Origin of the sequence: Actinomadura latina NBRC 106108, from assembly GCF_001552195.1 — a bacterium.
GTDB lineage: Bacteria > Actinomycetota > Actinomycetes > Streptosporangiales > Streptosporangiaceae > Spirillospora > Spirillospora latina.
In genome coordinates this window covers 51,308-73,439 of the sequence record NZ_BCQS01000036.1, presented here as the reverse complement: position 1 = coordinate 73,439, position 22,132 = coordinate 51,308, and the positions used below count along the sequence as shown (strand labels likewise).

General features: G+C 72.7%; 20 protein-coding genes and 3 tRNA genes. 10 read left to right on the top strand and 13 right to left on the bottom strand.

Translation table 11 applies throughout. The features are described from left to right. Positions 1-47 precede the first annotated feature (47 nt). Positions 48-659, bottom strand: coding sequence for a TetR/AcrR family transcriptional regulator (locus tag AL2_RS32155; RefSeq protein ID WP_067640354.1), 612 nt, complete (start codon positions 657-659; stop codon positions 48-50). A gap of 124 nt (positions 660-783) precedes the next feature. On the opposite strand from AL2_RS32155, the gene AL2_RS32150 reads away from it, so the two are divergent. Next, positions 784-1,104, top strand: a complete 321-nt coding sequence (locus AL2_RS32150) for a DMT family transporter (RefSeq protein WP_067640353.1) — start codon at positions 784-786, stop codon at positions 1,102-1,104. 75 nt (positions 1,105-1,179) lie between these two features. After that, positions 1,180-2,022 (top strand): polyphosphate--glucose phosphotransferase, encoded by an 843-nt coding sequence (gene ppgK, locus AL2_RS32145; protein WP_083947113.1) that lies wholly within the window; start codon positions 1,180-1,182, stop codon positions 2,020-2,022. Here the strand turns inward: ppgK and AL2_RS32140 are convergent. The 4 genes from AL2_RS32140 to AL2_RS32125 all read right to left on the bottom strand — a co-directional run bounded on the left by AL2_RS32140 (position 2,019) and on the right by AL2_RS32125 (position 7,737). Next, positions 2,019-4,739 (bottom strand): glycoside hydrolase family 38 N-terminal domain-containing protein, encoded by a 2,721-nt coding sequence (locus tag AL2_RS32140; protein WP_245667082.1) that lies wholly within the window; start codon positions 4,737-4,739, stop codon positions 2,019-2,021. The genes ppgK and AL2_RS32140 overlap by 4 nt on opposite strands. Then, a complete protein-coding gene (locus tag AL2_RS32135) occupies positions 4,730-5,518 on the bottom strand; it encodes a CehA/McbA family metallohydrolase (protein ID WP_245667081.1) in 789 nt (262 codons plus the stop codon). Before AL2_RS32135 ends, AL2_RS32140 begins: the two co-directional genes overlap by 10 nt. A gap of 518 nt (positions 5,519-6,036) precedes the next feature. Further along, complete coding sequence (locus AL2_RS32130; RefSeq protein ID WP_067640413.1) at positions 6,037-6,816, bottom strand: aminotransferase class IV; 780 nt, start codon at positions 6,814-6,816, stop codon at positions 6,037-6,039. A 216-nt stretch (positions 6,817-7,032) separates the two neighbouring features. Further along, positions 7,033-7,737 carry a helix-turn-helix domain-containing protein gene (locus AL2_RS32125; RefSeq protein ID WP_067640347.1) on the bottom strand — a complete coding sequence of 235 codons (705 nt, stop codon included), beginning with the start codon at positions 7,735-7,737 and terminating at the stop codon, positions 7,033-7,035. Between the two features lie 125 nt (positions 7,738-7,862). Between AL2_RS32125 and AL2_RS32120 the strand changes: the two genes are divergently transcribed. The 3 genes from AL2_RS32120 (at position 7,863) to AL2_RS32110 (ending at position 8,156) form a co-directional block, all read left to right on the top strand. Next, positions 7,863-7,934: transfer RNA gene (locus AL2_RS32120), tRNA-Gly, on the top strand. A gap of 41 nt (positions 7,935-7,975) precedes the next feature. Then, positions 7,976-8,046: transfer RNA gene (locus AL2_RS32115), tRNA-Cys, on the top strand. A gap of 35 nt (positions 8,047-8,081) precedes the next feature. Next, a tRNA-Val gene (locus AL2_RS32110) sits at positions 8,082-8,156 on the top strand. 230 nt (positions 8,157-8,386) lie between these two features. On the opposite strand, the gene AL2_RS32105 is transcribed toward AL2_RS32110, so the two are convergent. From AL2_RS32105 to AL2_RS32090, 4 genes are all read right to left on the bottom strand, one after another. After that, positions 8,387-9,352, bottom strand: a complete 966-nt coding sequence (locus AL2_RS32105) for a hypothetical protein (protein WP_067640345.1) — start codon at positions 9,350-9,352, stop codon at positions 8,387-8,389. Continuing rightward, the gene (locus AL2_RS32100; protein WP_067640343.1) at positions 9,349-9,762 is read right to left on the bottom strand and encodes a HEAT repeat domain-containing protein; all 414 of its coding nucleotides are present in this window, start codon (positions 9,760-9,762) and stop codon (positions 9,349-9,351) included. The genes AL2_RS32105 and AL2_RS32100 overlap by 4 nt, the downstream gene beginning before the upstream one ends. Positions 9,763-9,806: 44 nt before the next feature. After that, the gene (locus tag AL2_RS36885) at positions 9,807-10,382 is read right to left on the bottom strand and encodes a G5 domain-containing protein (protein WP_083947111.1); all 576 of its coding nucleotides are present in this window, start codon (positions 10,380-10,382) and stop codon (positions 9,807-9,809) included. A 69-nt stretch (positions 10,383-10,451) separates the two neighbouring features. Then, positions 10,452-11,336 carry an SDR family oxidoreductase gene (locus AL2_RS32090; protein WP_083947110.1) on the bottom strand — a complete coding sequence of 295 codons (885 nt, stop codon included), beginning with the start codon at positions 11,334-11,336 and terminating at the stop codon, positions 10,452-10,454. A 121-nt stretch (positions 11,337-11,457) separates the two neighbouring features. On the opposite strand from AL2_RS32090, the gene AL2_RS32085 reads away from it, so the two are divergent. Continuing rightward, positions 11,458-12,279, top strand: coding sequence for an SAM-dependent methyltransferase (locus AL2_RS32085; protein ID WP_168444740.1), 822 nt, complete (start codon positions 11,458-11,460; stop codon positions 12,277-12,279). Positions 12,280-12,325: 46 nt separating this feature from the next. On the opposite strand, the gene AL2_RS32080 is transcribed toward AL2_RS32085, so the two are convergent. Both AL2_RS32080 and AL2_RS37805 read right to left on the bottom strand, forming a co-directional pair. Further along, the gene (locus AL2_RS32080; RefSeq protein WP_157438501.1) at positions 12,326-13,477 is read right to left on the bottom strand and encodes a S1 family peptidase; all 1,152 of its coding nucleotides are present in this window, start codon (positions 13,475-13,477) and stop codon (positions 12,326-12,328) included. Between the two features lie 58 nt (positions 13,478-13,535). Continuing rightward, positions 13,536-13,673, bottom strand: coding sequence for a hypothetical protein (locus tag AL2_RS37805; RefSeq protein ID WP_157438500.1), 138 nt, complete (start codon positions 13,671-13,673; stop codon positions 13,536-13,538). A gap of 74 nt (positions 13,674-13,747) precedes the next feature. On the opposite strand from AL2_RS37805, the gene AL2_RS32075 reads away from it, so the two are divergent. The 4 genes from AL2_RS32075 (at position 13,748) to AL2_RS32060 (ending at position 20,919) form a co-directional block, all read left to right on the top strand. Continuing rightward, entirely contained in the window at positions 13,748-15,919 is a 2,172-nt protein-coding gene (locus AL2_RS32075) for a discoidin domain-containing protein (RefSeq protein ID WP_083947123.1), read from the top strand. Positions 15,920-16,011: 92 nt separating this feature from the next. Beyond that, complete coding sequence (locus tag AL2_RS32070) at positions 16,012-17,328, top strand: discoidin domain-containing protein (RefSeq protein ID WP_245667080.1); 1,317 nt, start codon at positions 16,012-16,014, stop codon at positions 17,326-17,328. 15 nt (positions 17,329-17,343) lie between these two features. Next, entirely contained in the window at positions 17,344-20,400 is a 3,057-nt protein-coding gene (locus tag AL2_RS32065; protein WP_067640333.1) for a discoidin domain-containing protein, read from the top strand. 339 nt (positions 20,401-20,739) lie between these two features. Further along, positions 20,740-20,919: a hypothetical protein gene (locus AL2_RS32060; protein WP_067640331.1), complete on the top strand. Its 180-nt coding sequence runs from the start codon at positions 20,740-20,742 to the stop codon at positions 20,917-20,919. Between the two features lie 13 nt (positions 20,920-20,932). Here AL2_RS32060 and AL2_RS32055 read toward each other — a convergent pair whose 3' ends face one another. Both AL2_RS32055 and AL2_RS32050 read right to left on the bottom strand, forming a co-directional pair. Next, entirely contained in the window at positions 20,933-21,394 is a 462-nt protein-coding gene (locus AL2_RS32055) for a hypothetical protein (RefSeq protein ID WP_067640329.1), read from the bottom strand. A 104-nt stretch (positions 21,395-21,498) separates the two neighbouring features. Beyond that, positions 21,499-22,092, bottom strand: a complete 594-nt coding sequence (locus AL2_RS32050; RefSeq protein WP_067640327.1) for a dihydrofolate reductase family protein — start codon at positions 22,090-22,092, stop codon at positions 21,499-21,501. Positions 22,093-22,132: the final 40 nt, after the last annotated feature.

Genomic DNA, 22,132 nt, shown 5'->3' with positions numbered 1-22,132 from the left:
AGTCTGGCGGTCCGCCCCCGTCCCGTTAAAGGTTTTCGCCGGATGGATCATGATCCGTCCAGTTCAGGACGGATCAGGCCCTCGGCGAGGGCGTCCAGGCCGGCCTTGACGCGGTCGAGCGGCATGCCGCGCGTCCGCCGCTGGTACAGGAACAGGTTCGCGGCGAGCGGGGCGAGGAGCGCGTCGGCGAGGTAGGCGGTCTCGGCGGCGGGGCGGAAGTGGCCGAGGAGCATGACCAGGTGCAGGTGGTAGAGCGCGTACGAGCCGTCCCGGAAGCGGGCATCCGGCGGGTCCGCTTCGGCCATGACCAGCAGTTCGGCCTGCGCCTCGGTGCGGTCGGCGAGGGCGTGCAGGAACGCGCGCAGGCGCTCGGACGGGGGCGCGCCGGGGCCGAGCGGCGGCGGCCCGTGGATGAACGACTCCTGGAAGTCGCGCTCCCGGTCGTCGATCACCGCGTAGACGAGCCGGGCGCGGTCGCCGAAGCGCCGGTAGACGGTGCCGACGCCGACGCCCGCGGCGCGCGCCACCTCGTCCATGGAGACGGCCTCCGGTCCCCGCGCCGCGATGACGTCGGCGGCGGCGCGCAGGATGCGGCGGCGGTTGAGGGCGGCGTCCGCGCGTTCGGCGGGCGGGCGCCCCGCGACGGGCAGTTCCCGCATGTCGGTCTCCGTCCGGGGGATCGTGCTCCGGCAGGCTACCGGAGAGGGCTCCGTTTCGCGGTTGTATCCGGAACATTCTCCGGTTAACGTCAAGCGGAGATATTTCCGGTTAAGGGGGTACGTCGTGGCCTGGGTCTTCCTGCTGATCGCGTCGCTGATGGAGCTGGTGTGGGCGACGGCGCTGAAGGAGTCGGACGGCCTCAGCAAACCCTGGCCGACGGCCATCGGCCTCACGGTCGCGCTGCTCAGCGTCGTCGTGCTGTCGCTGTCGCTGCGGACCCTGCCGGTCGGCACCGCCTACGCGGTCTTCACCGGCCTGGGAGCGCTCGGCGTGGCGGCGGTCGGCGTGATCGCGTTCAACGAGAGCGCGTCGCCGGCCCGCGTGGCGTTCCTGGCACTGATCATCGTCGGCGTGGTCGGCCTGCAGTTCGCCGAGGGCTCTTAGCACCGGCGAAGATCGGGCAGATTGATGTCCTGCCCTCCCGGACGGGAGGGATTCTCCGGAAGATCGGGTGAAGGCATGGCAAGGGAGATGCTCGGGATCGACATCGGCGGGTCGGGGATCAAGGGGGCGCCCGTCGACCTGTCCGGCGGCGCGTTCACGCGGGAGCGGTTCCGGGTCGGGACGCCGCGGCCCGCCAAGCCCAAGGCGGTCGCGAAGGTCATCGCCGGGATCGTGGACCACTTCGGGTGGGACGGGCCGGTGGGCGTCACCTACCCCGGCGTGGTCATCGACGGTGTCGCGATGTCAGCGGCGAACGTGTCCAAGCGCTGGCTCGGGCTGGACGCGGCGTCCCTGTTCGCGGACGTCACCGGGCGGGAGATCACACTGCTCAACGACGCGGACGCGGCCGGGGTGGCGGAGCTGCGGCTCGGCGCGGGGCGCGACCGGCGCGGCACCGTCGTCGTGCTCACGCTGGGGACGGGCATCGGCAGCGCGCTGTTCACCGACGGCGTCCTCGTCCCGAACACCGAGTTCGGGCACATCCAGATCAACGGGACGGACGCCGAACTGCGCGCGTCCGCGAAGGCGCGCACGAAGGAGGGCCTCGGCTGGGCCAAGTGGGCGAAGCGGCTCAGCGCGTACATGGCGCACCTGGAGGCGCTGATCTCCCCGTCGCTGATCATCGTGGGCGGCGGCGTGAGCCGAAGGTCCGAGCACTTCCTGCCGCTGATCAAGGGGGTCCGCGCGGAGATCGTCCCGGCGCGGCTGGTGAACAACGCGGGGATCGTCGGGGCGGCGATGGCGGCGGCCGCCGCGCATCCGGCGGAGACCACCGGGCCCGCGCCGCGCCGGGTCCGGACGTCCGGTGCGACCGGCGGGGCGCAGCGCGAGCGCGGCACCGCCGAAGCGGCCCGCTAGGACGTTCTGAGCCGCACGGTCGCGATCTCCCAGGGGCGCAGCGCCAGGGTGGCCGTCCCGCCGTGGACGTCGAGCGGGATGCCGGGGCGCCCGCGCAGGTCGACGCGGACGGCCTCGGTGAAGTCCCCGCGCAGGACGGCCGTGGCCGGTTCGGCGCACTGGGCGACCATGCGGGTCTCGGTCCAGCCGCCGCGGGCGCGGAGCGAGGTCATGACCACGCCGTCCCCGGTGACCGCGACGCCCTCCCGGGACGCCGGGACGGGCGCGGAGGCGTGCCCGTAACCGGCGGCGGTGAGAAGGTCATGCCGGTACGTCTCGGCGGCCTGGAGCACCTCGGGTCCGGGCCGTTCGCCGTCATACGGCATGATCGCCATCGCGGCCGCCCGCTCGCCGCGGCACTGCGCGCCCGGGGTGGGCAGCTGCGGCCCGGCCGGCTGGTCCCGGTAGGCGTTGCGGTCCCGGGACAGGTGGCCGACGGCGCGCAGCAGCGTGAGGGCCATCTCCCGCCCGGCGCCGGTGATCTCGTACTCGGTGACGTGCTCCAGCAGGACGGCGAGGCCGCCCGCCGCGACGAACCCGGACGCCGGGTACGTCGGCACGGGACGCTCCCCGAAGCCGCCCTCGGCCGCCAGCCCCCGCTCGGTGATCGCGAACTGGCCCTCGGCGAAGGACGAGCCCGCCCGGCGCGGCAGCGACAGGTGCAGCCGGACGCGGTGGTCGTCGCAGCGGTTGTCGAACGCGACGCGCAGCCGCAGGGACGACTCACCGGCGCGCAGCTCGGCGCGGGTCGTGACGGTCACGTCCTCCTCGGCCGCGGAGCGCGCGTCGCCGTCCAGATCGCCGCCGCGGGGCCACCGGTAGGTGCGGGCGATGTCGAACGCGGCGAGGAGCGGCCCGTCCGACACCCGCTTCACGTCGACGGTCTCGGGGTCGCCGACGATCCGGTCGTGGGCGGGCGGCGCGTAGTTGTAGGAGTCGCCCAGGTCGCCGCCGTCCACGATCCGCCCGACGCCCTCGATGACGTGGCCGGACGGGGTGCGCAGCCCGAGCGTGCCGTCGGTGTGGACCTCGGCGCGCAGCAGCCCGTTGTCGAGGACGTTCCCCTCCAGCGTCACCGGGCCCTCCTCGGCCCGCGAGGCCGGCACCGGCCGCACGGTGGCCAGCCCGAGCGGCGGCACCTCGACGAGCGCGGCGACGGTGCGGCGCGGGTCGGCCAGGATCCGGACGCGCCACTCCCCCTCCGCGTCCCGCAGCGCCTCCCGGACCTCGTTGACGTCGAACGGGACGTCGGCGCGGGACGTCACGCGGAAGGTGAGCACGCGGTCCTCGCGGGACACCGACCAGTCGCGGATCTCCTGCCCGAACAGCACCCGCCCGTACACGCGCTCCAGCAGGAGCGGCAGCTCGGAGGCCGGATGGACGGCGTCGTCCAGCACGGTCGGCGCGACGGCGATCGTCTGCACCGGGACCGGCCGCCCGTCCCCCGTCACCAGCCCCGGCTCCCCTTCGCACGGGATGTCCAGGGTGACCAGGCCGGTGCGGCGGGCCGGGGTGGGGTTGAAGACCAGGTGGGAGCCGAGCGGCACGGACGCGGCGCGCTCGGCGGTGACGAGGTCGCAGACGGCGCGCCCGAGCTGCTCCGCCTCGGCCAGGTGCGCCGCGACCTGTTCGGCGGTCTCGTCGCAGCCGCAGCCGGTGACCGAGTCGTGGCAGCTCGCCTCGATGAGGCGCCGCCATGCCAGGTCGAGGAACGTCTGCGCGTCGCCCGCGTACCAGAGCGCGGTCAGCGGCTCGGCGTAGCGCTCGACGCGCCGCTCGGCGCGCCCCATCAGCTGCTTGAGCCGGACGCGGGCGGAGATCACCCCCGGCAGGATGTTGGCGCGGGCGTGCGACCGCAGCTCGCCGCGGACGTGCGGCAGCCCGTCCACCGCGGGCCGCTCCCCAGCGAAGAAGCCGGCGAGGGTGTCCAGCCGCATGCCGGGCCCGGCGGCGGCGATCCGGTCGGCGAGGTCGGCGGCGGGCGCGGTGTGGTCGGCGCCGTACATGGCCAGCAGCGGGCCGCCGTACCGGTTCCAGCGGCCCATCGCCTCGGCGAAACCGGCGACGCGGCCGGGCAGCGGCGACGCGCCGTCGGCGAACTCCTCGAACATCGACGCGGCGTTGCCGTAGCCGCCCTCCGGGAGGTACCGGGTGCGGATCGCGGTCCCGTCCGGCGCCTCCCAGGCGAACGCGCACGCCCGGACCCGGTCCGGGACGCCGCGCCACACGCACGCGTGCTCGATCCCGGCCAGCTTCAGGATCTGCGGCATCTGCGCGCAATGCCCGAACTGGTCGGGCAGGTAGCCGACCATCATCGCGGCGCCCAGCTCCTCCGCGCGCCGCATCCCGAGTTCCAGGTTCCGGATGATGTTCTCCCCCGAGCACAGGAATTCGTCGTGGAGGATCTGCCAGGGCCCGACGGCGAGCCGCCCCTCCCGCACGAGCGCGGCCACCCGGTCGCGCCGTTCCGGGCGGATCTCCAGGTAGTCGTCGACCGCCGCCATCTGCCCGTCCAGCGTGAAGTGCCAGCGCGGATCGGCCTCCATCCGGTCGATGACGCCGTCGAGCAGCGACACCAGCCGGAGCCGGAAGCGCTGGAACGGGAGGTACCACTCGCGGTCCCAGTGGGTGTGCGGCACGACGACGATCTCGGAGTTCGCTGGGTTCCCTACCTGCACAGTGCGATCACCTCGTTCTCGTGGCTCTCCAGGCGATGCATGCCCGGACATTCCGCCGGTATCCGGACGTCATCGCCGCGGACGGCGGTGCGCCGGCCATCGGGCCGGACGAGCACGGTCCCGCCGGCGCCGGCGGCGATCAGCTCGTCCCCGACGCGCAGCAGGACGGGCGCGTCCCGCCCGGCGGACACGGCGGTCCGCCCGGCCACCAGGCCGCCGAGCACGTCCTCGTCCTCGGCCAGCACCCAGGTGACGGGCTCGCCGAGGGTCTTGTGCTGGGACGGGTCGTGGAAGTCGCTGCCGCCGAGCGGGACGAGCCCGCCGGGCCGCCACAGCTCCGCCCAGGCCAGCGGGGCACCCCAGCGCCGGTCCCACCAGGACGAATGCCAGATCTCGGCGAACCGCGGCCGCCACTCGGGCGGCAGCGGGCGCCGCCAGGCGCAGTCGCCGCTCAGCGGATGGTTGATCGACATCAGCCCGCCGCGCGCGACGGCGAACGAGGCCCAGTCGGCGCTCGGCCGCCGGAAGTCGACCCAGCCGGTGCCGCCGAACACGTTCGCGTGGCCGAGGTCGGTGGTGACCTCCTGGCCGGGCAGTAGCAGAACGCCGGCGTGCGCGGCGGCGGCGGGGAGCCCGGGATGGTGGCTGACGGTGTTGTGATCGGTCACCGCGAGGTAATCCAGCCCATGCGACGCGGCCAGGCACGCCAACTCATGGGCGGTGAGCGTCCCGTCGCTGTGGACGGTGTGGGCGTGCAGATCGCCCGCGAGCCACCGCATCCCGTGCGGGGCAGGGAGTTCGCGACGTGGAGGACGTTCCGGCCGTGGGGGCGGTGTCTCGTCCGGTGGCGATGGGCCCGATGTCGTCATGGTCACCGTGACCTCGTACGGGACACCGTCCGGCGGTATGCGGTGGAGGCCGAGCCAGACGTGCCAGGTGCCCGGTTCAAGTTCCCCTGGCAGGTATCCAGGGGTCGCCCACTCCGCGCTTATCGTGTACCGGCTGCGCGCTCCACCGGACCAGCCACGGAACCCGTCCGGGCCATGGCAGCCCAGATCGATGGCGCCTCCCTCATGGGACAGCTCGACCGTGACCGATGCCGTGCCACGCGGGACATCGAAAGGGAGTTCGCGGAGGCCCTGTTCAAGCCGGTCTTCCAGAGTCCAGCGCCCCCGCTGCACCGTCATCTGTGTCCCCCGTCCCTCGGCAGGCGGAGCCGTCGACCCCCGTACGAGCGTCACCTCGAACGTGAACGAAGAAACCGATCACGTGAAGACCGCGGGGACCACTTCTTCGATCAAGGGTCCATGAGCTCGGCGGAGCCGGCCGCGAACGCCTCCATGGCCTTGGCGGTGATGGGGCCGGGGGCGGCCGGGAGGACCGTGCCGTCCACGGCCCGGATCGGCTGGACATCGCGGGTCGTGGACGTCAGGAACGCCTCGTCGGCGCGGTACAGGTCGTCCAGCGCGAGGTCCTCCTCCTCACCGCCGCACCACTCCAGCGCCAGCGCGCGCGTCACCCCGGCCAGGCAGCCGGATGTCAGCGGCGGCGTCACCAGCCGGCCGCCGAGGACGACGAAGATGTTGCTGCCCGTCCCCTCGCACAGGTTCCCCGCGGTGTTGCCGAAGATCGCCTCGCCGCCGCCGCGCTCCTTGGCGTAGGCGAGCGCCAGCGCGTTCTCCGCGTAGGACGTCGTCTTGAGGCCGGACAGCGCGCCCCGCTCGTTGCGCGGCCACGGCACGACCGTGACGTCCGCCGTCGGGGGGAACGGATCGTGCGGCGCGACGATGATCGACACGGTCGGCCCCTCGTCGCCGCGCACCGACCCCAGCGGGCCGGGGCCGCTCGTGTAGGTGATGCGGATCCGGGCCAGCGGCCACTTCGGCGCGGCGGCCAGCACTTCGAGGGTGCCCTGGGCGAGGGCGTCGTGGTCGGGCTCGGGCAGGCCGAGCCCCGCCGCGGATCGGGCCAGCCGGCGCAGATGGCGGGTCAGCGCGAACGGCTCCCCGTTCGTCGCCTTCACCGTCTCGAAGATCCCGTCCCCGACGAGCATGCCGTGGTCGAAGACCGACACCATCGCCCGCTCGGGGTCGATCAGTTCCCCGTTCAGCCAGATCCTGGCCTGCGCCGTCACCGGAAGCCACCTCCCTGGGCCGGGCCGCCGTCGGCCCGGTTCACGCCGTTCGCGAAGCGGCGGTAGCCGCCCGTCCCACCCGCCTGATGGCCCCACAGTACGGCGCGGCGGGGGGCGTGTTCGAGGACTTCCCTCCAACGCGTCCGGGATATGCGAGGTTCACACCAGGACGCACCCGAATGTGTCCGCGAGCCCCGCCAGCCCCGTGTCCGTCACGGCCAGCGCCCGCCGGGTCGTCCCCCGCTCGAACCAGCCCAGCTCGATCATCCGGTCGGTCAGCGCCGCGCCCAGCGCCCCGTTCAGATGCGGGCGCCGCTCCGTCCAGTCGAGGCACTGCCAGGCGAACCTCCGCCGCGCACGCCGCAGCGCCGCGACGTCCAGGCCCAGCGCCGCCAGCCGGTCCTCGCCCTTCTCCGTCACCTCGAAGGCGTCCGCGCCGTCCGGCTCGAGCAGGCCGCCGTCCAGCAGCGCCGCGAACAGCGCCACCCCGGCCGCCCCCGCCAGGTGGTCGTAGCACGTCCGCGCCTCGTGCAGCCGCCGCGCGTCCCGCGACTGCCGCAGGCTCCGGATCTCCACCGGCGGGCCGATCCTGGACAGCGCCTCGATGACCTGCGCGACATCGCTTCCCCGCAGCCGGTAGTACCGGTGCCGGCCCTGCTTGACCACCGTGACGAACCCTCCGTCCAGCAGCCGTCCCAGATGCGCGCTCGCCGTCTGCGCGCTCACTCCCGCCGCCCGCGCCAGCTCCCCCGCCGCGAGGGGGCGCCCGTCCAGCAGCGCCGTCAGCATCGCCGCACGCGCCCGATCGGCCAGCAGCGCCGCGACCGGCGCGAAATCCACACCGACGACATGTTCCGAGCCCATGCCACGAGCGTAGGCGCCGCATCCTTCGACGCCCGCCGAAGCATCCGGGCGCGCCCCGCCCCGAAACCCGGTTTGGGGAACCGCCCCCGACGCGCTAAAGTCTTCCCCGTCGCCGCAAGGCGCACGCGGAAGTGGCTCAGGGGTAGAGCATCACCTTGCCAAGGTGAGGGTCGCGGGTTCAAATCCCGTCTTCCGCTCTGAGGGGCCTTTCAAGCTACGACCCAGAAGGTCTCGTTCTGGTGGAGTGGCCGAGAGGCGAGGCAACGGCCTGCAAAGCCGTGTACACGGGTTCAAATCCCGTCTCCACCTCAACACCGGACCTCCCCCCGGGAGGGCCCGGAAACGGGCGATTAGCTCAGTGGGAGAGCGCTACCTTGACACGGTAGAGGCCACTGGTTCAATCCCAGTATCGCCCACCACGAGTCGGGCTCTGGTGCTCGCCGCCTTTCAGGCGGCTTCGCCGGGGCCCGCTGTGTTTTCCCGCAGCCCGCGTGGGACAGCGTCTTGATGGCCGAGACGACGATGTCGGACCGGTCGTCGTCCAGGAGCCGCTCCGTCTGTTCCAGGTAGGCGGGCCGGTCCAGGACGCGGCGGGAGATCCGGTGTGCCCGCGAACGGACGGCCGGCGCCGAGTGGCCGATCAGCTCGATCAGCAGTTCCTCCAGTCGCCCGCACCGGTGCGGGCGGTACGGAGGAGGTCCTCGCGTGAGGGGCGCTCCCGGCGGGCGGGCGGTATCCGGTCGCGGAGCGCGGCGAGCGCGGCGGCGTCCTCGGCCGCGGCGCCGGGTTCGCGGAGCGGGCCCTCCACCAGCGTGATCCGCTCGATCTGATCTTCGCGTCCCTCGGCGCGCAGCCGCTGCCACGCCCTGGTCAGGGCCGGTGTGCGCCGCAACCGGGCGCCTCTGAGCAGGTCGAGCACGCCCCAGGCGCCGGCGTCGAGGCGAGCGGTCAGCGCGCCGGCCACCTGGGTGGGGTGGGCGCCGCAGAGGGCCCGTTCGGCTGCTTCGCGGGTGGAGGGCGGGCCGCCGGTCCACCACTCCAGGAGCATCGGGACGAAGGGGGCCCGGGACGCGGGGGCCAGGTGCGCTATGAGGCGTGCGGCGCGTTCCTGGACGTCGTCGCCCTCCGCGTCCAGCTCGGACGGCTCAACGGAGCACAGAGCCAGGGCAAGCCGATCGGTGACCGGGAGGTCCGCCTTGCCGTCCAGGTAGGCGCGCAGGACGGCGGCACGGGTCTCGGGCTCGGGCCGGCCGAGCAGGGTCCGGGCGGCGATCACCGCGCGGGCGGGGTCGTCCAGCATCCGGTCCAGCAGGGCACCGCGGGCTCCGGCATCGGCGGCGGGAAACGCGGCGATCAGTTCGTCGAGCCGTTCGCGTGAAGGGAGCCGGTGCCCGTCCTCGGGCGTTGGGCCCAGCCCGAAAGCCTCGCGGAGCACGGCCTCCTCACCCGTGGGCGCCGCCGCCAAGGCCCGTTCGAGGTCGTCCCGCGTCGGCACCCCGCCGCATCGGCGCAGCAGGGCCAGCTCCGGCGGACCCAGCACCGGCAGCGCGCGGATCCGTCCGGCGAGCTGGAGCGCCCGGCCGCCGGGAAGCCGGGCGGCGGCCTCCCCGATCACCGCGAGGAGCCGCGGACGGTGGATCGCCCCGATCCCGGCCAGGTCCCCGCGCGCGCCAGCGCCGCCGCGGCGGTCTTCTTGACGTTCATGTTGGGATGGTCGAGGCACGCCGCGATCGCCTCGGCCGCGCCGCGTGCTCCGGCATGGCCGAGCGCCGCCAGCGCGTGCCGCACGGTCCGCGCGTCCGCCGCGGCGGTCAGCGGGACCAGGCTCGCCGCCAGCGCACGCGCGTCGTGCCCGCCGGCGCCGCGGGCGAGCAGGTCGATCGCGTGCTTGCGCACATGGGGGTCGCGGTCGCGCAGGAACGGGTGGATCCGCGCGCGGATCCCGCGGTACGGGACGTCCAGGAGCATCCGCAGCAGGACCGCCCGCTCGGCCGGGGACGGCTCGGCCTCTTCCAGTAGGTCCAAGGCGATCGCCGCGGGCAGCGCGCGGAATGCCGTGGGCCGCCGGGTCAGGTGTCGCAGCCGACGCCGTCGCCGTCGCGGTCCAGGTCGTAGATGTCGTCGCCGATCACACGGACCGGGCCCTGGACGTAGCCGGGGCCGTTGCCACTGCCGCCCGCGCAGTCGACGTCGCTCGCGATCGGGACGCAGGCGCCACTGTAGTTCGGGTCGCAGTCGCGGGCGCGCTTGGTACCGACGGCGATGATCCGGGCCACCGGAGCCTTGGTGGTCTCCTCTTTGATCAATTTCCGGGACGTTTCCGCGCCATTGGTGTAGATGACCTCGTAGGTCAGGGTTCTGACGCCCGCGACGCCGCGCCTCCGCACCTTCGTCGTACCGGCGGCGAGCGCGGGATCGTGCACTTTCCTGGTCTTGTAGGCGATCTTCCGGGTCTTCGTCACCGTGCGCTTCTCGACCGCGGGGCTCGCCGAAGCCGGCGGACTCGCCTCGGCGGGCGTGCCGGTGGACGCATCGGCGGGCGTGCCGGACGCCGCGACCTCGGTGGGCGGAGCGGCCGCCGGATCACACGCGGCGAGCAGCAGAAGGCCACCGGCCGTCAATAAGGCCGCGAAAGCACGCCTCATAATTCCCCCTTTGTCGGAGGGAATCGTGCTCTTCGGCGGCGGCCCGGTCAACGCGCGGGCCGTTTTCGGTCAGGCCGCTCCGGTACCCGCCAGAAGGGAGCGGTGCTGTTCCATCAGGTCGGTCACCGGGCGGGGCGGACGGCCGGTCAGACGCTGGACCGTGTCGGTGAGCGGCTCCCCCCAGCCGGCGCGGAGGGAGACGCCGAAGGAGACGATCATGCCGCGGACGTCGTCGGGGACGCCGGCCTCGCGCAGCCCGGCGTCGAAGCCGTCGTCGTCCACGCTCTGGTAGCCGACGGGCCGGCCGGAGACCTCGGCCGCCAGCGCGGTGAGGTCGGCGAAGCTGAGCAGTTCGGGGCCGGTCACGTCGTAGGTCTCGCCCTCGTGGCCGGACGAGGTCAGGACCGCGGCGGCGACGGCGGCGCAGTCGTCGCGGTGGACGAAGGCACCGCGGGCGTGGTCGGTGTTGTCCACCAGCACGCCGCGGGCGATCGCGGGCGGGAGGATCTGGGTGACCGGTGTCTCCGCGTACAGGCCGTTGCGCAAGTAGGTGATATCGAGGCCGGACTTCTCCAGCAGCTCATGAGTGGCCAGGTGGTCGGGGACGACCGTGGACGGGCAGGCTGGGTCGACCATGATGTAGGAGGTGTAGACGATGTGCCGCACCCCGGCGGCCTTCGCCGCGTCGATGGCGTTCTTGTGCTGGGTGACGCGGTGGCCCAGTTCGTGCAGGCTGACCAGGAGGAGCCGGTCGGCGCCCTCGAACGCGGCGGGCAGCGACTCCGGCCGGTCGTAGTCGCCGTAGCGGACGGCCACGCCCCGGCTCGCGAACTCGGCCAGCGCGTCCGGATTCCTGCTGACCAGGATGACGTCATCGGGCGACACTTTCTCCAGTGCGTATTTCGCGGTCGCGCGGGCGAGCTGCCCCGACGCACTGGCTATGACGATCCTCATCACGTTCCTCGATCGATCGATTACGGAAAGCGAATTGCCGGGCCGGTGTCAGATTAAACTAAACTAGCGAGCCTTGTCGGCGCCAGGAGTCTCGGCGCCAGGAGTGTGGAGGCCCCGCAACGTGTCACTCCCCGAAGCTTCGCGTCCGCTCGTCGACGCCGTCCATCCGTCGTCCGCGCGGGTCTACGATTATCTGCTGGGCGGAAAGGACAACTTCGCCGCCGACCGGATCGCCGCCGCCAAGATGGAGGAGGCCTTTCCGGCCATCCGCGTGGGCGCCCGGGAGAACCGCCGGTTCCTGCTGCGCGGTGTCCGGTATCTCGCCGCCGAGGTCGGGATTAGGCAATTCCTCGACATCGGCACGGGCATTCCCACGTCGCCGAACGTGCACGAGGTCGTCCAGGGCATCACACCGGCGGCCCGCATCGCCTATGTCGACAACGACCCGATCGTGCTGGCGCACGCGCGTGCTCTCATGGTGTCCGACCCCAGGGGGAGGATCGGCTATCTGGACGCCGACGTCCTGCGACCCGAGGCCATCGTCGGCAGCCGGCTCGTCCGCGACGTGCTGGACTTCGACGAGCCGATCGCCCTGGTGCTGAGCGCCATCCTCCATTTCATTCCCGACGAGGAGGGGCCGGAGGAGATCGTGCGGACCTTCGTCGACGCCCTGCCGCCGGGCAGTCACGTGCTCGCCACCCATGTCACGCCGGAGCACGAGCCGCGGCTCCGGCCGGCGTCGGCCGGGTACCGGGACGACGGCATCCGCACGCGGCCCCGGACCGCCGCCGAGTTCGAGCGGCTCGTCTTCACGGGGCAGGGGCTGCGGCTCGTCGAGCCGGGCGTGGTCCTGGTGTCCCAGTGGCGGCGCGACCCCGGCGACCCGCCCGCGCCCAGCCCCGCGGCGGTGTCCGCCTACGGCGGGCTGGCCGTGAAGGCCTGACGCACGCGGCCCGGGCCGGCCCGGCCCGGGCTCCGGCGCGTTCCGGTCAGGTGACCTCGGCGCCGAAGGCCTGGAGGGCCTCCGTCACCGGCTGGAAGAAGGTGACGCCGCCGGTGCGGCAGTCGCCCGAGCCACCGGAGGTGAGGCCGAGGGCGCTGTTCCCCGCGAAGAGCGGGCCGCCGCTGTCGCCCGGCTCCGCGCAGACATCGGTCTGGATCATGCCGGTGACGGTGCCCTCCGCGAAGTTCACCGTGGCGTTGGTGGCGAGGACGCGGCCGGTGTGGACGCCGGTGGTGCTGCCGCTGCGGGCGACGCGCTGCCCGACGACCGCCTCGGCCGCCTGCGTGATGTCGCGCGCCTGCCCGTTGTAGAGATTGATCGTGCCCTCACCGGCGGCGCCCTGTTCCGTTTGGACGAGTGCGAAGTCGTTGCCGGGGAAGCTGCTCTGCACGGTGGTGCCGAGCGGCTGCGCGCCCTGCGCGTCGGCGGTCCAGTTCTGCACGGCGTTGCCGCAGTGCCCGGCGGTGAGGAAGAAGTCCTGCGCGCCTCGCCGGACGTTGAAGCCCAGCGAGCAGCGGGCGCCCTGCCCGAAGATGGCGTCGCCGCCGAGGGCGAGGGTGTGCAGGCGGCCGGGGAACCGCACCATCCGGATCGCCGTGCCCATCTCCTGGGCGGTGCGCTGGACGGCGGCCATCCGGGCGCCGGTGACCGAGCCGTCCGTCCAGACGGTGACCTTCGCGGTGGCCGGGTCGACGGCCCAGCCCGTGCCGGGGATGTCGGCGAAGGAGTTGCGCAGTTCGGCGGTGACCTTGCGCAGTTCGGCGGGGCTGCGCTGCGTCATCTTGGGGACGGCGCCCGCGGCGCGGACCGCGGCGGCGTCGCGGGCGTTGGTGACCGTGACGACGGGCCGTCCCGCCGAGTCGATGTAGGCGCCGGTCGTGCGGTCGCCGAGGCGGCTCGCGGCCTTGGCGGCGGTGGCGGCGGCCTGCCCGGTCACGGCCTCGCCCGGCGCGGCCTGCCCGGTGGCGGGGGTGCGCCCGGCCTGGGCGTCGCCGGCGAGGCTCGCCTGCCGGCCGCCGGACCCGGACCCGGACTCGGCATGGACCACGTACAGCGCGCCGGCCAGGAGCCCGGCGGATCCGGCGACGGCCGCGGTCGTCGTGACCGCGGTGCGCAGCCGGCTGTTCCTCACGCTCATGAACCCTCCCGGGGGCGTCGATCTTCGCGTGGGGGTACGCGCCCCGCCGGGGCGGAGTTCAATCCCTCCGGGCGACCGGGATGAAGTGCGCGGCGGCCGCGAGGTGGAGGACGGCCGGCTCGCTGAATTCGAGCGCCACGCGGACCGCCCGGTCGATCGCGCACCGCGCGATGCTCTTGACGGCTACATAATCCACGCTTTAAATCATGCTGTGAAATAACGCGTGATCTGAGGGGCCCCCGCTCCCACCCCACCCCTAAGGAGATGCGCATGCATCCCGTCCCACCCCGTGCGCCGGCCAGAAGACCCTGGTCCGCGGGCATGTTCGCGCTGCTGCTCGCCGTCGCGCTCGCCGTCCCCGCCGGACGCGCCGCCGCGGCGGCGTGCGGTTCGGCGGACGCGGCGCTGAACCGTCCCGCCACCGCCTCTTCCACGGAGAACGCCTCCTTCCCCGCCTCCGCCGCCGTCGACGGCGACCCGGGGACGCGCTGGTCCAGCGCGTTCAGCGACCCCCAATGGCTCCAGATCGACCTGGGATCGAGCCAGGACATCTGCCAGGTCGTCCTCAACTGGGAGGCCGCCTACGGCAAGGCATTCCAGATCCAGGTATCCGGCAACGGCTCCACCTGGACGACCCTCTACTCCACCGCCAACGCAAGCGGCGGAAACCAGACACTGAACGTCAGCGGCAACGGCCGCTACATCCGCATGTACGGGACCACCCGCGCCACCCAGTGGGGGTACTCGCTGTTCGGGATGGCCGTGCACACCGGCTCCGGCGGCGGCACGCTGCCCGGCGGCGGCGACCTCGGGCCGAACGTGATCGTGTTCGACCCGTCGATGAACGCGTCCGACGTCCAGGGCAGGCTCGACGCGGTCTTCCGCGAGCAGGAGGGCAACCAGTTCGGGACGGCCCGGTACGCGCTGCTGTTCAAGCCCGGCAGCTACAACGTCAATGCGAACATCGGGTTCTACACCTCGATCGCCGGCCTCGGCCGCAACCCCGACGACGTCACCATCAACGGCGGCGTCACCGTGGACGCGGGATGGTTCGGCGGCAACGCCACGCAGAACTTCTGGCGGTCCGCGGAGAACCTGTCGATCAGCCCGTCCGGCGGCGCGGACCGGTGGGCGGTGTCGCAGGCGGCGCCGTTCCGGCGCATCCACGTGCGCGGCGACCTGAACCTCGCGCCCACCGGCTACGGCTGGGCGAGCGGCGGCTACATCGCCGACTCCAAGATCGACGGACAGGTGCAGCCGTACTCGCAGCAGCAGTGGCTGACGCGGGACAGCGAGATCGGCGGCAACCTCAACGGCGTGTGGAACATGGTGTTCTCCGGCGTCGACGGCGCGCCCGCGCAGGGCTTCCCGAACCCGCCCTACACGACGCTCGACACCAGCCCGGTGACGCGCGAGAAGCCGTACCTGTACGTCGACTCGGGCGGGGCCTACCAGGTGTTCGCCCCGTCGCTGCGGCGCGACTCGCGCGGGACGACCTGGTCCGGCGGCTCCACGCCGGGGTCGTCGATCCCGCTGTCGCAGTTCTACGTGGCCAAGCCGGGCGACTCGGCGGCCACCATCAACACCGCGCTGAGCCAGGGCCTCAACCTGCTGTTCACCCCCGGCGTCTACCACCTGAGCCAGACGATCAACGTGACGCGGCCCGACACCGTCGTGCTGGGCATCGGCTACCCGACGCTGATCCCCGACAACGGCGTCGCGGCGATGACGGTCGCCGACGTCGACGGCGTGAAGCTGGCCGGGATGCTGTTCGACGCCGGGCCGGTCAACTCGCCAGTGCTGCTGCGGCTCGGGCCGGACGGCGCGGGCGCCGACCACGCGGGCGACCCCGCGTCCGTGCAGGACGTCTTCTTCCGGATCGGCGGCGCCGGGCCCGGCAAGGCCTCCAAGAGCCTGGTCGTCAACAGCGACGACGTCCTCCTCGACCACATCTGGGCGTGGCGCGCCGACCACGGGTCCGGGGTCGGCTGGACGGTCAACACCGCCGACAACGGGGTGATCGTCAACGGCGACGACGTCACCGCGTACGGGCTGTTCGTCGAGCACTACCAGAAGTACCAGCTGGTGTGGAACGGCAACGGCGGCAAGACGATCTTCTTCCAGAACGAGATGCCGTACGACCCGCCGAACCAGTCCGCGTGGCGGAGCGACTCGCCGGACGGCTACGCCGCCTACAAGGTCGCCGACTCGGTCACCACCCACGAGGGCTGGGGCCTCGGCAGCTACTGCTACTTCAACGTCGACCCGTCGATCGTGGCCGCGCGCGGCTTCGAGGTCCCGAACCGCTCGGGCGTCCGGTTCCACGACCTGCTGACGGTGTCGCTGGGCGGCAACGGAACCATCCGGCACGTCGTCAACGACACCGGGCCGGAGGCGTCGGGCACGGACACCGTCCCGGCCAACGTGGTCGGCTTCCCCTGATCCGCGGCTGACCCGCCCTGCGGGCCCGCGGTCGGGCGGGCCCGCAGGGCCCCCGTCTCCTGCCCACCACCCCTTCCAACGTGGAGATGTCCATGAAGCTCCCCTCGGCGATGACCGCCCTGCTGCTCCTCCTGCCCGGATCCCTCGCGCTGACGGCTCCCGCGAACGCCGCCGCGTGCGGGACGTCGGACGCGGCGCTGAACCGCCCGGCGACCGCCTCGTCCACCGAGAACGGCACCTTCCCCGCCTCCGCCGCCGTCGACGGCGACCCGGGGACGCGCTGGTCCAGCGCGTTCAGCGACCCCCAATGGCTCCAAGTCGACCTGGGATCGAGCCAGGACATCTGCCAGGTCGTCCTCAACTGGGAGGCCGCCTACGGCAAGGCATTCCAGATCCAGGTATCCGGCAACGGCTCCACCTGGACGACCCTCTACTCCACCGCCAACGCAAGCGGCGGAAACCAGACACTGAACGTCAGCGGCAACGGCCGCTACATCCGCATGTACGGGACGACGCGCGGCACGGAATGGGGCTACTCGCTGTGGTCGTTCGGGGTCCACACGGCGGGTGCGACGACGCCGCCGACCGATGACGACTTCTGGGGCGACACGTCGAACATCCCGCCGGCGCAGAACGTCCTCACGGTGAAGGTCCTCAACCGGACGAACGGCAAGTACCCCGACAGCCAGGTGTACTGGGGCTTCAACGGGCAGACCCATTCCATCGCGGAGCAGCCCTACGTGGACATGCCGGTCAACTCGGCCGGCCGGATGTACTTCTACCTCGGCTCGCCGAACGGCCGCTACCAGGACTTCATCGAGTTCACGGTCGGCGACGACGTCTTCAACGGCAACACCACCAGGGTCGACGGGTTCGGCCTCAAGATCGCCCTGCGGCTGCACGCCCATGACGGGTACGACGTGCAGGTCGGCGAGGACCGGGCCACCTTCGCCGAGGACCGCTCGGCCACCTTCCAGCGGTTCGTCGACGAGGTCCCGTCCGAGTTCGACTCGCTCGCCACCGTCGAGGCCCCGTACCGGATCCCGGCGCCCGGCAACGCGCCCGTGTTCCAGCCCGGCGGCGCCCACGCGGACTACTTCACCGGCTACGCCGCGTCCGTCGGCGTCTCGGCCACGACCCAGGAGGTCACCGGCTGCTCGGGGCCGCTGCGGGAGGACTCCGCCACGTGCTCGGCGATCAACCGGCACGTCGCGCAGCTGCCCCGGTCGCAGTGGTCCGACCCGTCGCTGTTCTACCAGGCCGCGCCGGCGAACTACTACGCCAAGTTCTGGCACGACCACGCCCTCGGCCACCGCGCCTACGGCTTCCCCTACGACGACTACGCGGACCAGTCCTCGTTCGTCTCCCACCGCGACCCGCAGTACCTGCTGATCGCCGTCGGCTGGTGAGAGCGGGAGGAACCGATGACCGCACGTCAGCGGTACACGAGCGCCTTAGCGGTGCTGGCGGTGCTCGCCGCGCTCCTGGCCGTCCCCGGGCGCGCCGCGCACGCGGCGACGCTGCTCTCCCTCGACCGGCCCGCGACGGCCTCGTCCGCCGAGGGCGCGGCCTTCCCCGCCACCGCGGTGGTGGACGGCGACGCCGGCACCCGCTGGTCCAGCGCCTTCAGCGACCCGCAGTGGGTGCGGATCGACCTCGGGGAGAGCAAGAGCATCAGCCAGGTCGTCCTGAACTGGGAGGCGGCCTATGCGACCGCCTTCCAGATCCAGGTCTCCGGCAACGGCTCCGACTGGACGACCCTCTACTCCACCGGCGACGCGACCGGCGGAAACCAGACACTGGACGTCACCGGTAACGGCCGCTACATCCGGATGTACGGGACGGCCCGCGCGACCGGCTACGGCTACTCGCTGTGGGAGTTCTCGGTGTACGGCGGCGGCGACACCGAGCCGCCGCCGTCCGGCACGACGCCGATCTCGGCGTTCAAGCAGGTGTCGGCCTCCTCCTGGGAGGGCGGCAACGCACCGGCGGCGGCGCTGGACGGACGCGCCACCACCCGCTGGTCCAGCGAGTTCGGCGACGACCAGTGGCTGCGGGTCGACCTGGGCGGCGCCGCCACGATCACGGGCGTGACGCTCGACTGGGAGGCGGCCTACGCGACCGGCTACCACCTCGACGTGTCCGACGACGGGACGTCCTGGACGGCCATCTACTCCACGACCACCGGCAAGGGAGGCACCGAGAAACTCGACGTCACCGGCAAGGGCCGTTACATCCGGTTCACCGGGACGGCACGCGCCACGGGATACGGGTACTCGCTGTGGGAGTTCCAGGTCTTCGGCAGCGTCGACTCGTCGTCCACCGCTCCCCCGCTGCTGTCCCCGCCGACCAGGGCGCCGGGGACGACCGGCCAGTTCGCGCTGTCGGCGCCCGCCGACCACGCGATGGTCACGAGCACCCGGCGTCCCGCCCTGTCCTGGGCGGGCGTCTCCGGTACCGCCCGTTACGAGGTGTGGATCAACGTCAGCCGCACCGACTACGACTTCACCGCGCCCGGTTCGCTGCTGGACCTCTACACCAAGGTCGCCGAGACGTCCGGGACGAGCTACACGCCGTCCTGGGACATCGGTGACCGGTGGACGTACAGGTGGTACGTCGTCGCGGTGAGCGGTTCCGGCGCGCGGACCACGTCGAACATCCGCACGTTCAGCGTCTACCTCCCCGAGATCGAGACCGTGGACGACGGCGTCAACCTGGTCAACGGCGCCCGCGACCTCAACAAGAACGGCTCGATCGAGCCCTACGAGGACTGGCGGCGGCCCGTGGAGGACCGCGTGCACGACCTTCTCGGCCGGATGACCACGGAGGAGAAGGCGTACCAGATGTTCTACAACGCGCAGGCGTACGCCGCGTCCGGCTGGCATTTCGGGCCGGCGCAGCCGGACGACCTGCACAACGTGCTGCGCAGCGCGGCGGGCACCCGGCTGGGGATCCCGCCGGTGTCGGCGGGCGACACGATCGCGGGCTACGAGACGACGTATCCCCTGCAGAGCGCCCTGGCGGCGGGAAAGGACTATCCGCTCGACTACAAGCTCGGCGACATGCAGCGCCGCGAGGAACTGGAGGTCGGGGCGCGCGGCGTCCTCGGGCCGCTCGCGGAGGTCGGCACCAAGGTGCTGTATCCCCGCATCCAGGAGGGCAACGGCGAGAACGCCCAGGTGGCTGCCGCTCAGGTGCGGGCGCTGGTGGCGGGGCTGCAGGGCGGGCCGGAGCTGAACCCCGGCTCCGTCCTCGCGACCGTCAAGCACTGGCCGGGCGAGGGCGCCGGCGGCGAGGCCGGCATCACCTACGACGCGGTGACGATCAAGTACCACATGATCCCGTGGCGGGCGGCCCTCGACGCGGGCGCGGTGAACATCATGCCGGGCTACGCGGGCAGCTCCTATCTCGATCCGGGCGGGCCGGGCGCCGGGAACAGCGCGCCGATCCTGCGGTACCTGCGCGACGACCTCGGCTACACGGGGCTGATCACGACCGACTGGCTGCCGTCGAGCGCGTGGGTGAGCGCGGCCAACGCCGGGTCGGACGTGATGGGCGGCGCCGACCCGGGCGCGTCCGGGTTCTCCATGGCCGACTTCGTCGCGCAGGTCCCCATCGGCCGGATCGACGACGCGGTCACCCGCGTGCTGCGGCTGAAGTTCGAGCTCGGGATCTTCGACCGGCCGTACGGCGACCCGGTGAACGGGCCGTACCGGTTCCACCAGCCGTCCTACGCGGCACTGGCGAACCAGGCGGCGCGCGAGTCGATCACCGTGCTGAAGAACGACGGCGGCGTCCTGCCGATCAAGCTGAAGGAGGGAGACGACATCGTGGTGGCGGGCCCGCGCGCCACCGACGGCACCGCGTGCTGCATCTGGACGAGCTACTTCCACCAGGACTACGGCTCGCTCACGCTCCTGGACGCGATCAAGGCGCGGGCGGCGAAGGCGGGCGTGACCGTCCACCAGGACAGCGCCCCCTCCCCCGACCTCGCCGTCGTCGCGGTCGGCGAACCGTCGTACACGCACCGGACGGCCTGGGTGAACGAGCAGCCCTACCTGCCGCCCGACCAGCTCGCTCTCATCAGGCGGTTCCACGATCAGGGCGTGCCGGTGGCCGTGGTGATGGATCTGCCGCGCCCGACCGTCATCAGCGAATGGAACGGCCTGGCCGACGCCATCGTGATGACCTACCGGGGCGGTGAGGAGGCCGGGCCGGCGACGGCGAGCCTGCTGTTCGGCGACTACGCGCCGCGCGGGCGGCTGCCCTGGCAGCTTCCGCGCAGCGTCGACCAGATCCTCAAGCCGGGCGGCATCGACCGGCCCGAGGACGCCGTCGAGGACTGGAACATCCCGTACGACCTCGGCGCCACCGCCGCCGAACGCGCCGGCATACGCGCCTACATCGACGCGGGCAGGCCGCCGCCCACCGGCTACGGCGACCCGCTGTACTCGTACGGCGCCGGCCTCCAGGGCTGGTGACCACCGCGAAGGCCCGCGCCGGGCGTACTTCCCGGCGCGGGCCTTCGGCCGCCGTGCGTCCGGTGGGTCCGGCCTATCCGGCGGCGGGTTCGATGAAGACGGTCCAGTCCAGGCGGGACGGGCCCATCTCCGCCGTCAGCGTGATGATCTCGAAGTCCGTCACGTCGGCGGCCGTCCCAGAGAACGTGGCCGAGGACGCTCCGGCGGGGATGACGACCTCTGCGGGGATTCGCGGCGGCAGGCCGAGGGTTGTGCAGTGATGTTCGTTTGTGGATGATTAGCGATAGTTTTGAGCGGAAACGCGCAGGAGGTGCGGCGGCGACGAGGTTCGACCTGCTGATGGTCGGAGACGCGAACCCCGACGTGGTGCTGGTGGACGCGCCGCGCCGGCCGGCCTTCGGGCAGCGAGAGGAGCTGGTCCGGCACGGCGAACCGACCCGGCCGTGGTGGATCCGCGCCGCTACATCGCCGCGGGCCGGGACGCGGTCGCCGCCGGGGTCGCCCGCCTCCTGGCGGTGATCCGGGCGGACGGTCAGCTCGCCACGGCGGCGGACCGTCCGAGCAGCAGCGTCACCTCCTCGTCGGTGACGGGCGAGTCGTCCAGGTAGTAGTCGCCGATCGCGTCGAAGTAGCACGGGGTGAGCGGGCGCTCCACCTCGTCGGCGGCGCCGCGCAGCGCGTCGACGGCTTCGGGCGCCCCGACCGGCACCGCCAGCACGACGCGCCGCGCCCCGCGTGCGCGCGCCGCCTCGCACGCGCCGCGCGCCGTCCGGCCGGTCGCCACGCCCTCGACGACGACGACCGCCGTCCGGCCGGCGAGCGGCCCGGCCGGCGGCCGGCCGGCCAGTTCCAGCGGCGCCTCCAGCGCCACCGCCACCTCGTAGGCGACGGGCACGGCACCGGGCCGGGCGGCGATCACGACGGCGTCCTGGGGGCGGTGCCGCCGCAGCCGCCGCCCGAGCCAGCGTCCAGCCTCGCGTCTGTCGGAGTACATGCCGTCCCTCCCCCGGATGGGGTCGCTCCTGCCCTTCCCACTCTGCTCCCCGCAGGTCACCCGTACCCCGGGCGACCGTCCCCGACCTGCGGGGACCTTGGTCCTTACCGGCCGACTCGGTAGGCGACGTGCGTGACCAGGTCGGTGTGGGAGACCTCCACCGGTTCGAGCCCGAGGTCGCCGACGCCCTCGAACAGCCGCTCCCCGGCGCCGAGGACGATCGGCGCGATGTGCAGCCGGAGATCGTCGATCAGCCCGGCCGCGAGGTACTGGTTCACCGTCTGCGCGCCGCCTGCGATGGAGACGTTCCCGTCACCGGCCGCCTCCCGGGCCTGCGCCATGGCCGACTCGATGCCGTCGGTCACGAACACGAAAGACGTCCCGCCCTTCATGGGCACCGTCTCCCGCTCGTGATGGGTCAGGACGAACACGGGCGCGTGGTAGGGCGGCTCCTCGCCCCACCAGCCCGTCCAGTCCAGATCCCAGGCGCCGCGTCCGGAGCCGAACATGTTGCGCCCCATGATGAAGGCGCCCGCCGACGTGATCTTCTCGATGGCCTCGGCGTTGGCCTCGGGCTGCTCGAACATCCACCGGTGCAGCCGCTCGCCTCCGGTGCCCAGCGGCTCGTCCAGCCGCTGGTCCAGGCCGGCGACGAAGCCGTCCACCGAGATCCCGATGTCACAGGTGACCTTGCCCATGTCGATACTTCCTCCTCGGGCGCCCCGTCGGCGCCGCTCA

What these genes read in the sequence shown, in the direction of transcription:
- AL2_RS32050 (WP_067640327.1), bottom strand. Translation starts at nt 22,092, where the DNA reads ATGGGCAAGGTCACCTGTGACATCGGGATCTCGGTGGACGGCTTCGTC.
- AL2_RS32060 (WP_067640331.1), top strand. Translation starts at nt 20,740, where the DNA reads ATGGTCGGAGACGCGAACCCCGACGTGGTGCTGGTGGACGCGCCGCGC.
- AL2_RS32065 (WP_067640333.1), top strand. Translation starts at nt 17,344, where the DNA reads ATGACCGCACGTCAGCGGTACACGAGCGCCTTAGCGGTGCTGGCGGTG.
- AL2_RS32125 (WP_067640347.1), bottom strand. Translation starts at nt 7,737, where the DNA reads ATGGGCTCGGAACATGTCGTCGGTGTGGATTTCGCGCCGGTCGCGGCG.
- AL2_RS32135 (WP_245667081.1), bottom strand. Translation starts at nt 5,518, where the DNA reads ATGCGGTGGCTCGCGGGCGATCTGCACGCCCACACCGTCCACAGCGAC.
- AL2_RS32090 (WP_083947110.1), bottom strand. Translation starts at nt 11,336, where the DNA reads ATGAGGATCGTCATAGCCAGTGCGTCGGGGCAGCTCGCCCGCGCGACC.
- AL2_RS36885 (WP_083947111.1), bottom strand. Translation starts at nt 10,382, where the DNA reads ATGAGGCGTGCTTTCGCGGCCTTATTGACGGCCGGTGGCCTTCTGCTG.
- AL2_RS32130 (WP_067640413.1), bottom strand. Translation starts at nt 6,816, where the DNA reads ATGGTGTCGGTCTTCGACCACGGCATGCTCGTCGGGGACGGGATCTTC.
- AL2_RS32075 (WP_083947123.1), top strand. Translation starts at nt 13,748, where the DNA reads ATGCATCCCGTCCCACCCCGTGCGCCGGCCAGAAGACCCTGGTCCGCG.
- ppgK (WP_083947113.1), top strand. Translation starts at nt 1,180, where the DNA reads ATGGCAAGGGAGATGCTCGGGATCGACATCGGCGGGTCGGGGATCAAG.
- AL2_RS32070 (WP_245667080.1), top strand. Translation starts at nt 16,012, where the DNA reads ATGAAGCTCCCCTCGGCGATGACCGCCCTGCTGCTCCTCCTGCCCGGA.
- AL2_RS32055 (WP_067640329.1), bottom strand. Translation starts at nt 21,394, where the DNA reads ATGTACTCCGACAGACGCGAGGCTGGACGCTGGCTCGGGCGGCGGCTG.
- AL2_RS32155 (WP_067640354.1), bottom strand. Translation starts at nt 659, where the DNA reads ATGCGGGAACTGCCCGTCGCGGGGCGCCCGCCCGCCGAACGCGCGGAC.
- AL2_RS32080 (WP_157438501.1), bottom strand. Translation starts at nt 13,477, where the DNA reads ATGAGCGTGAGGAACAGCCGGCTGCGCACCGCGGTCACGACGACCGCG.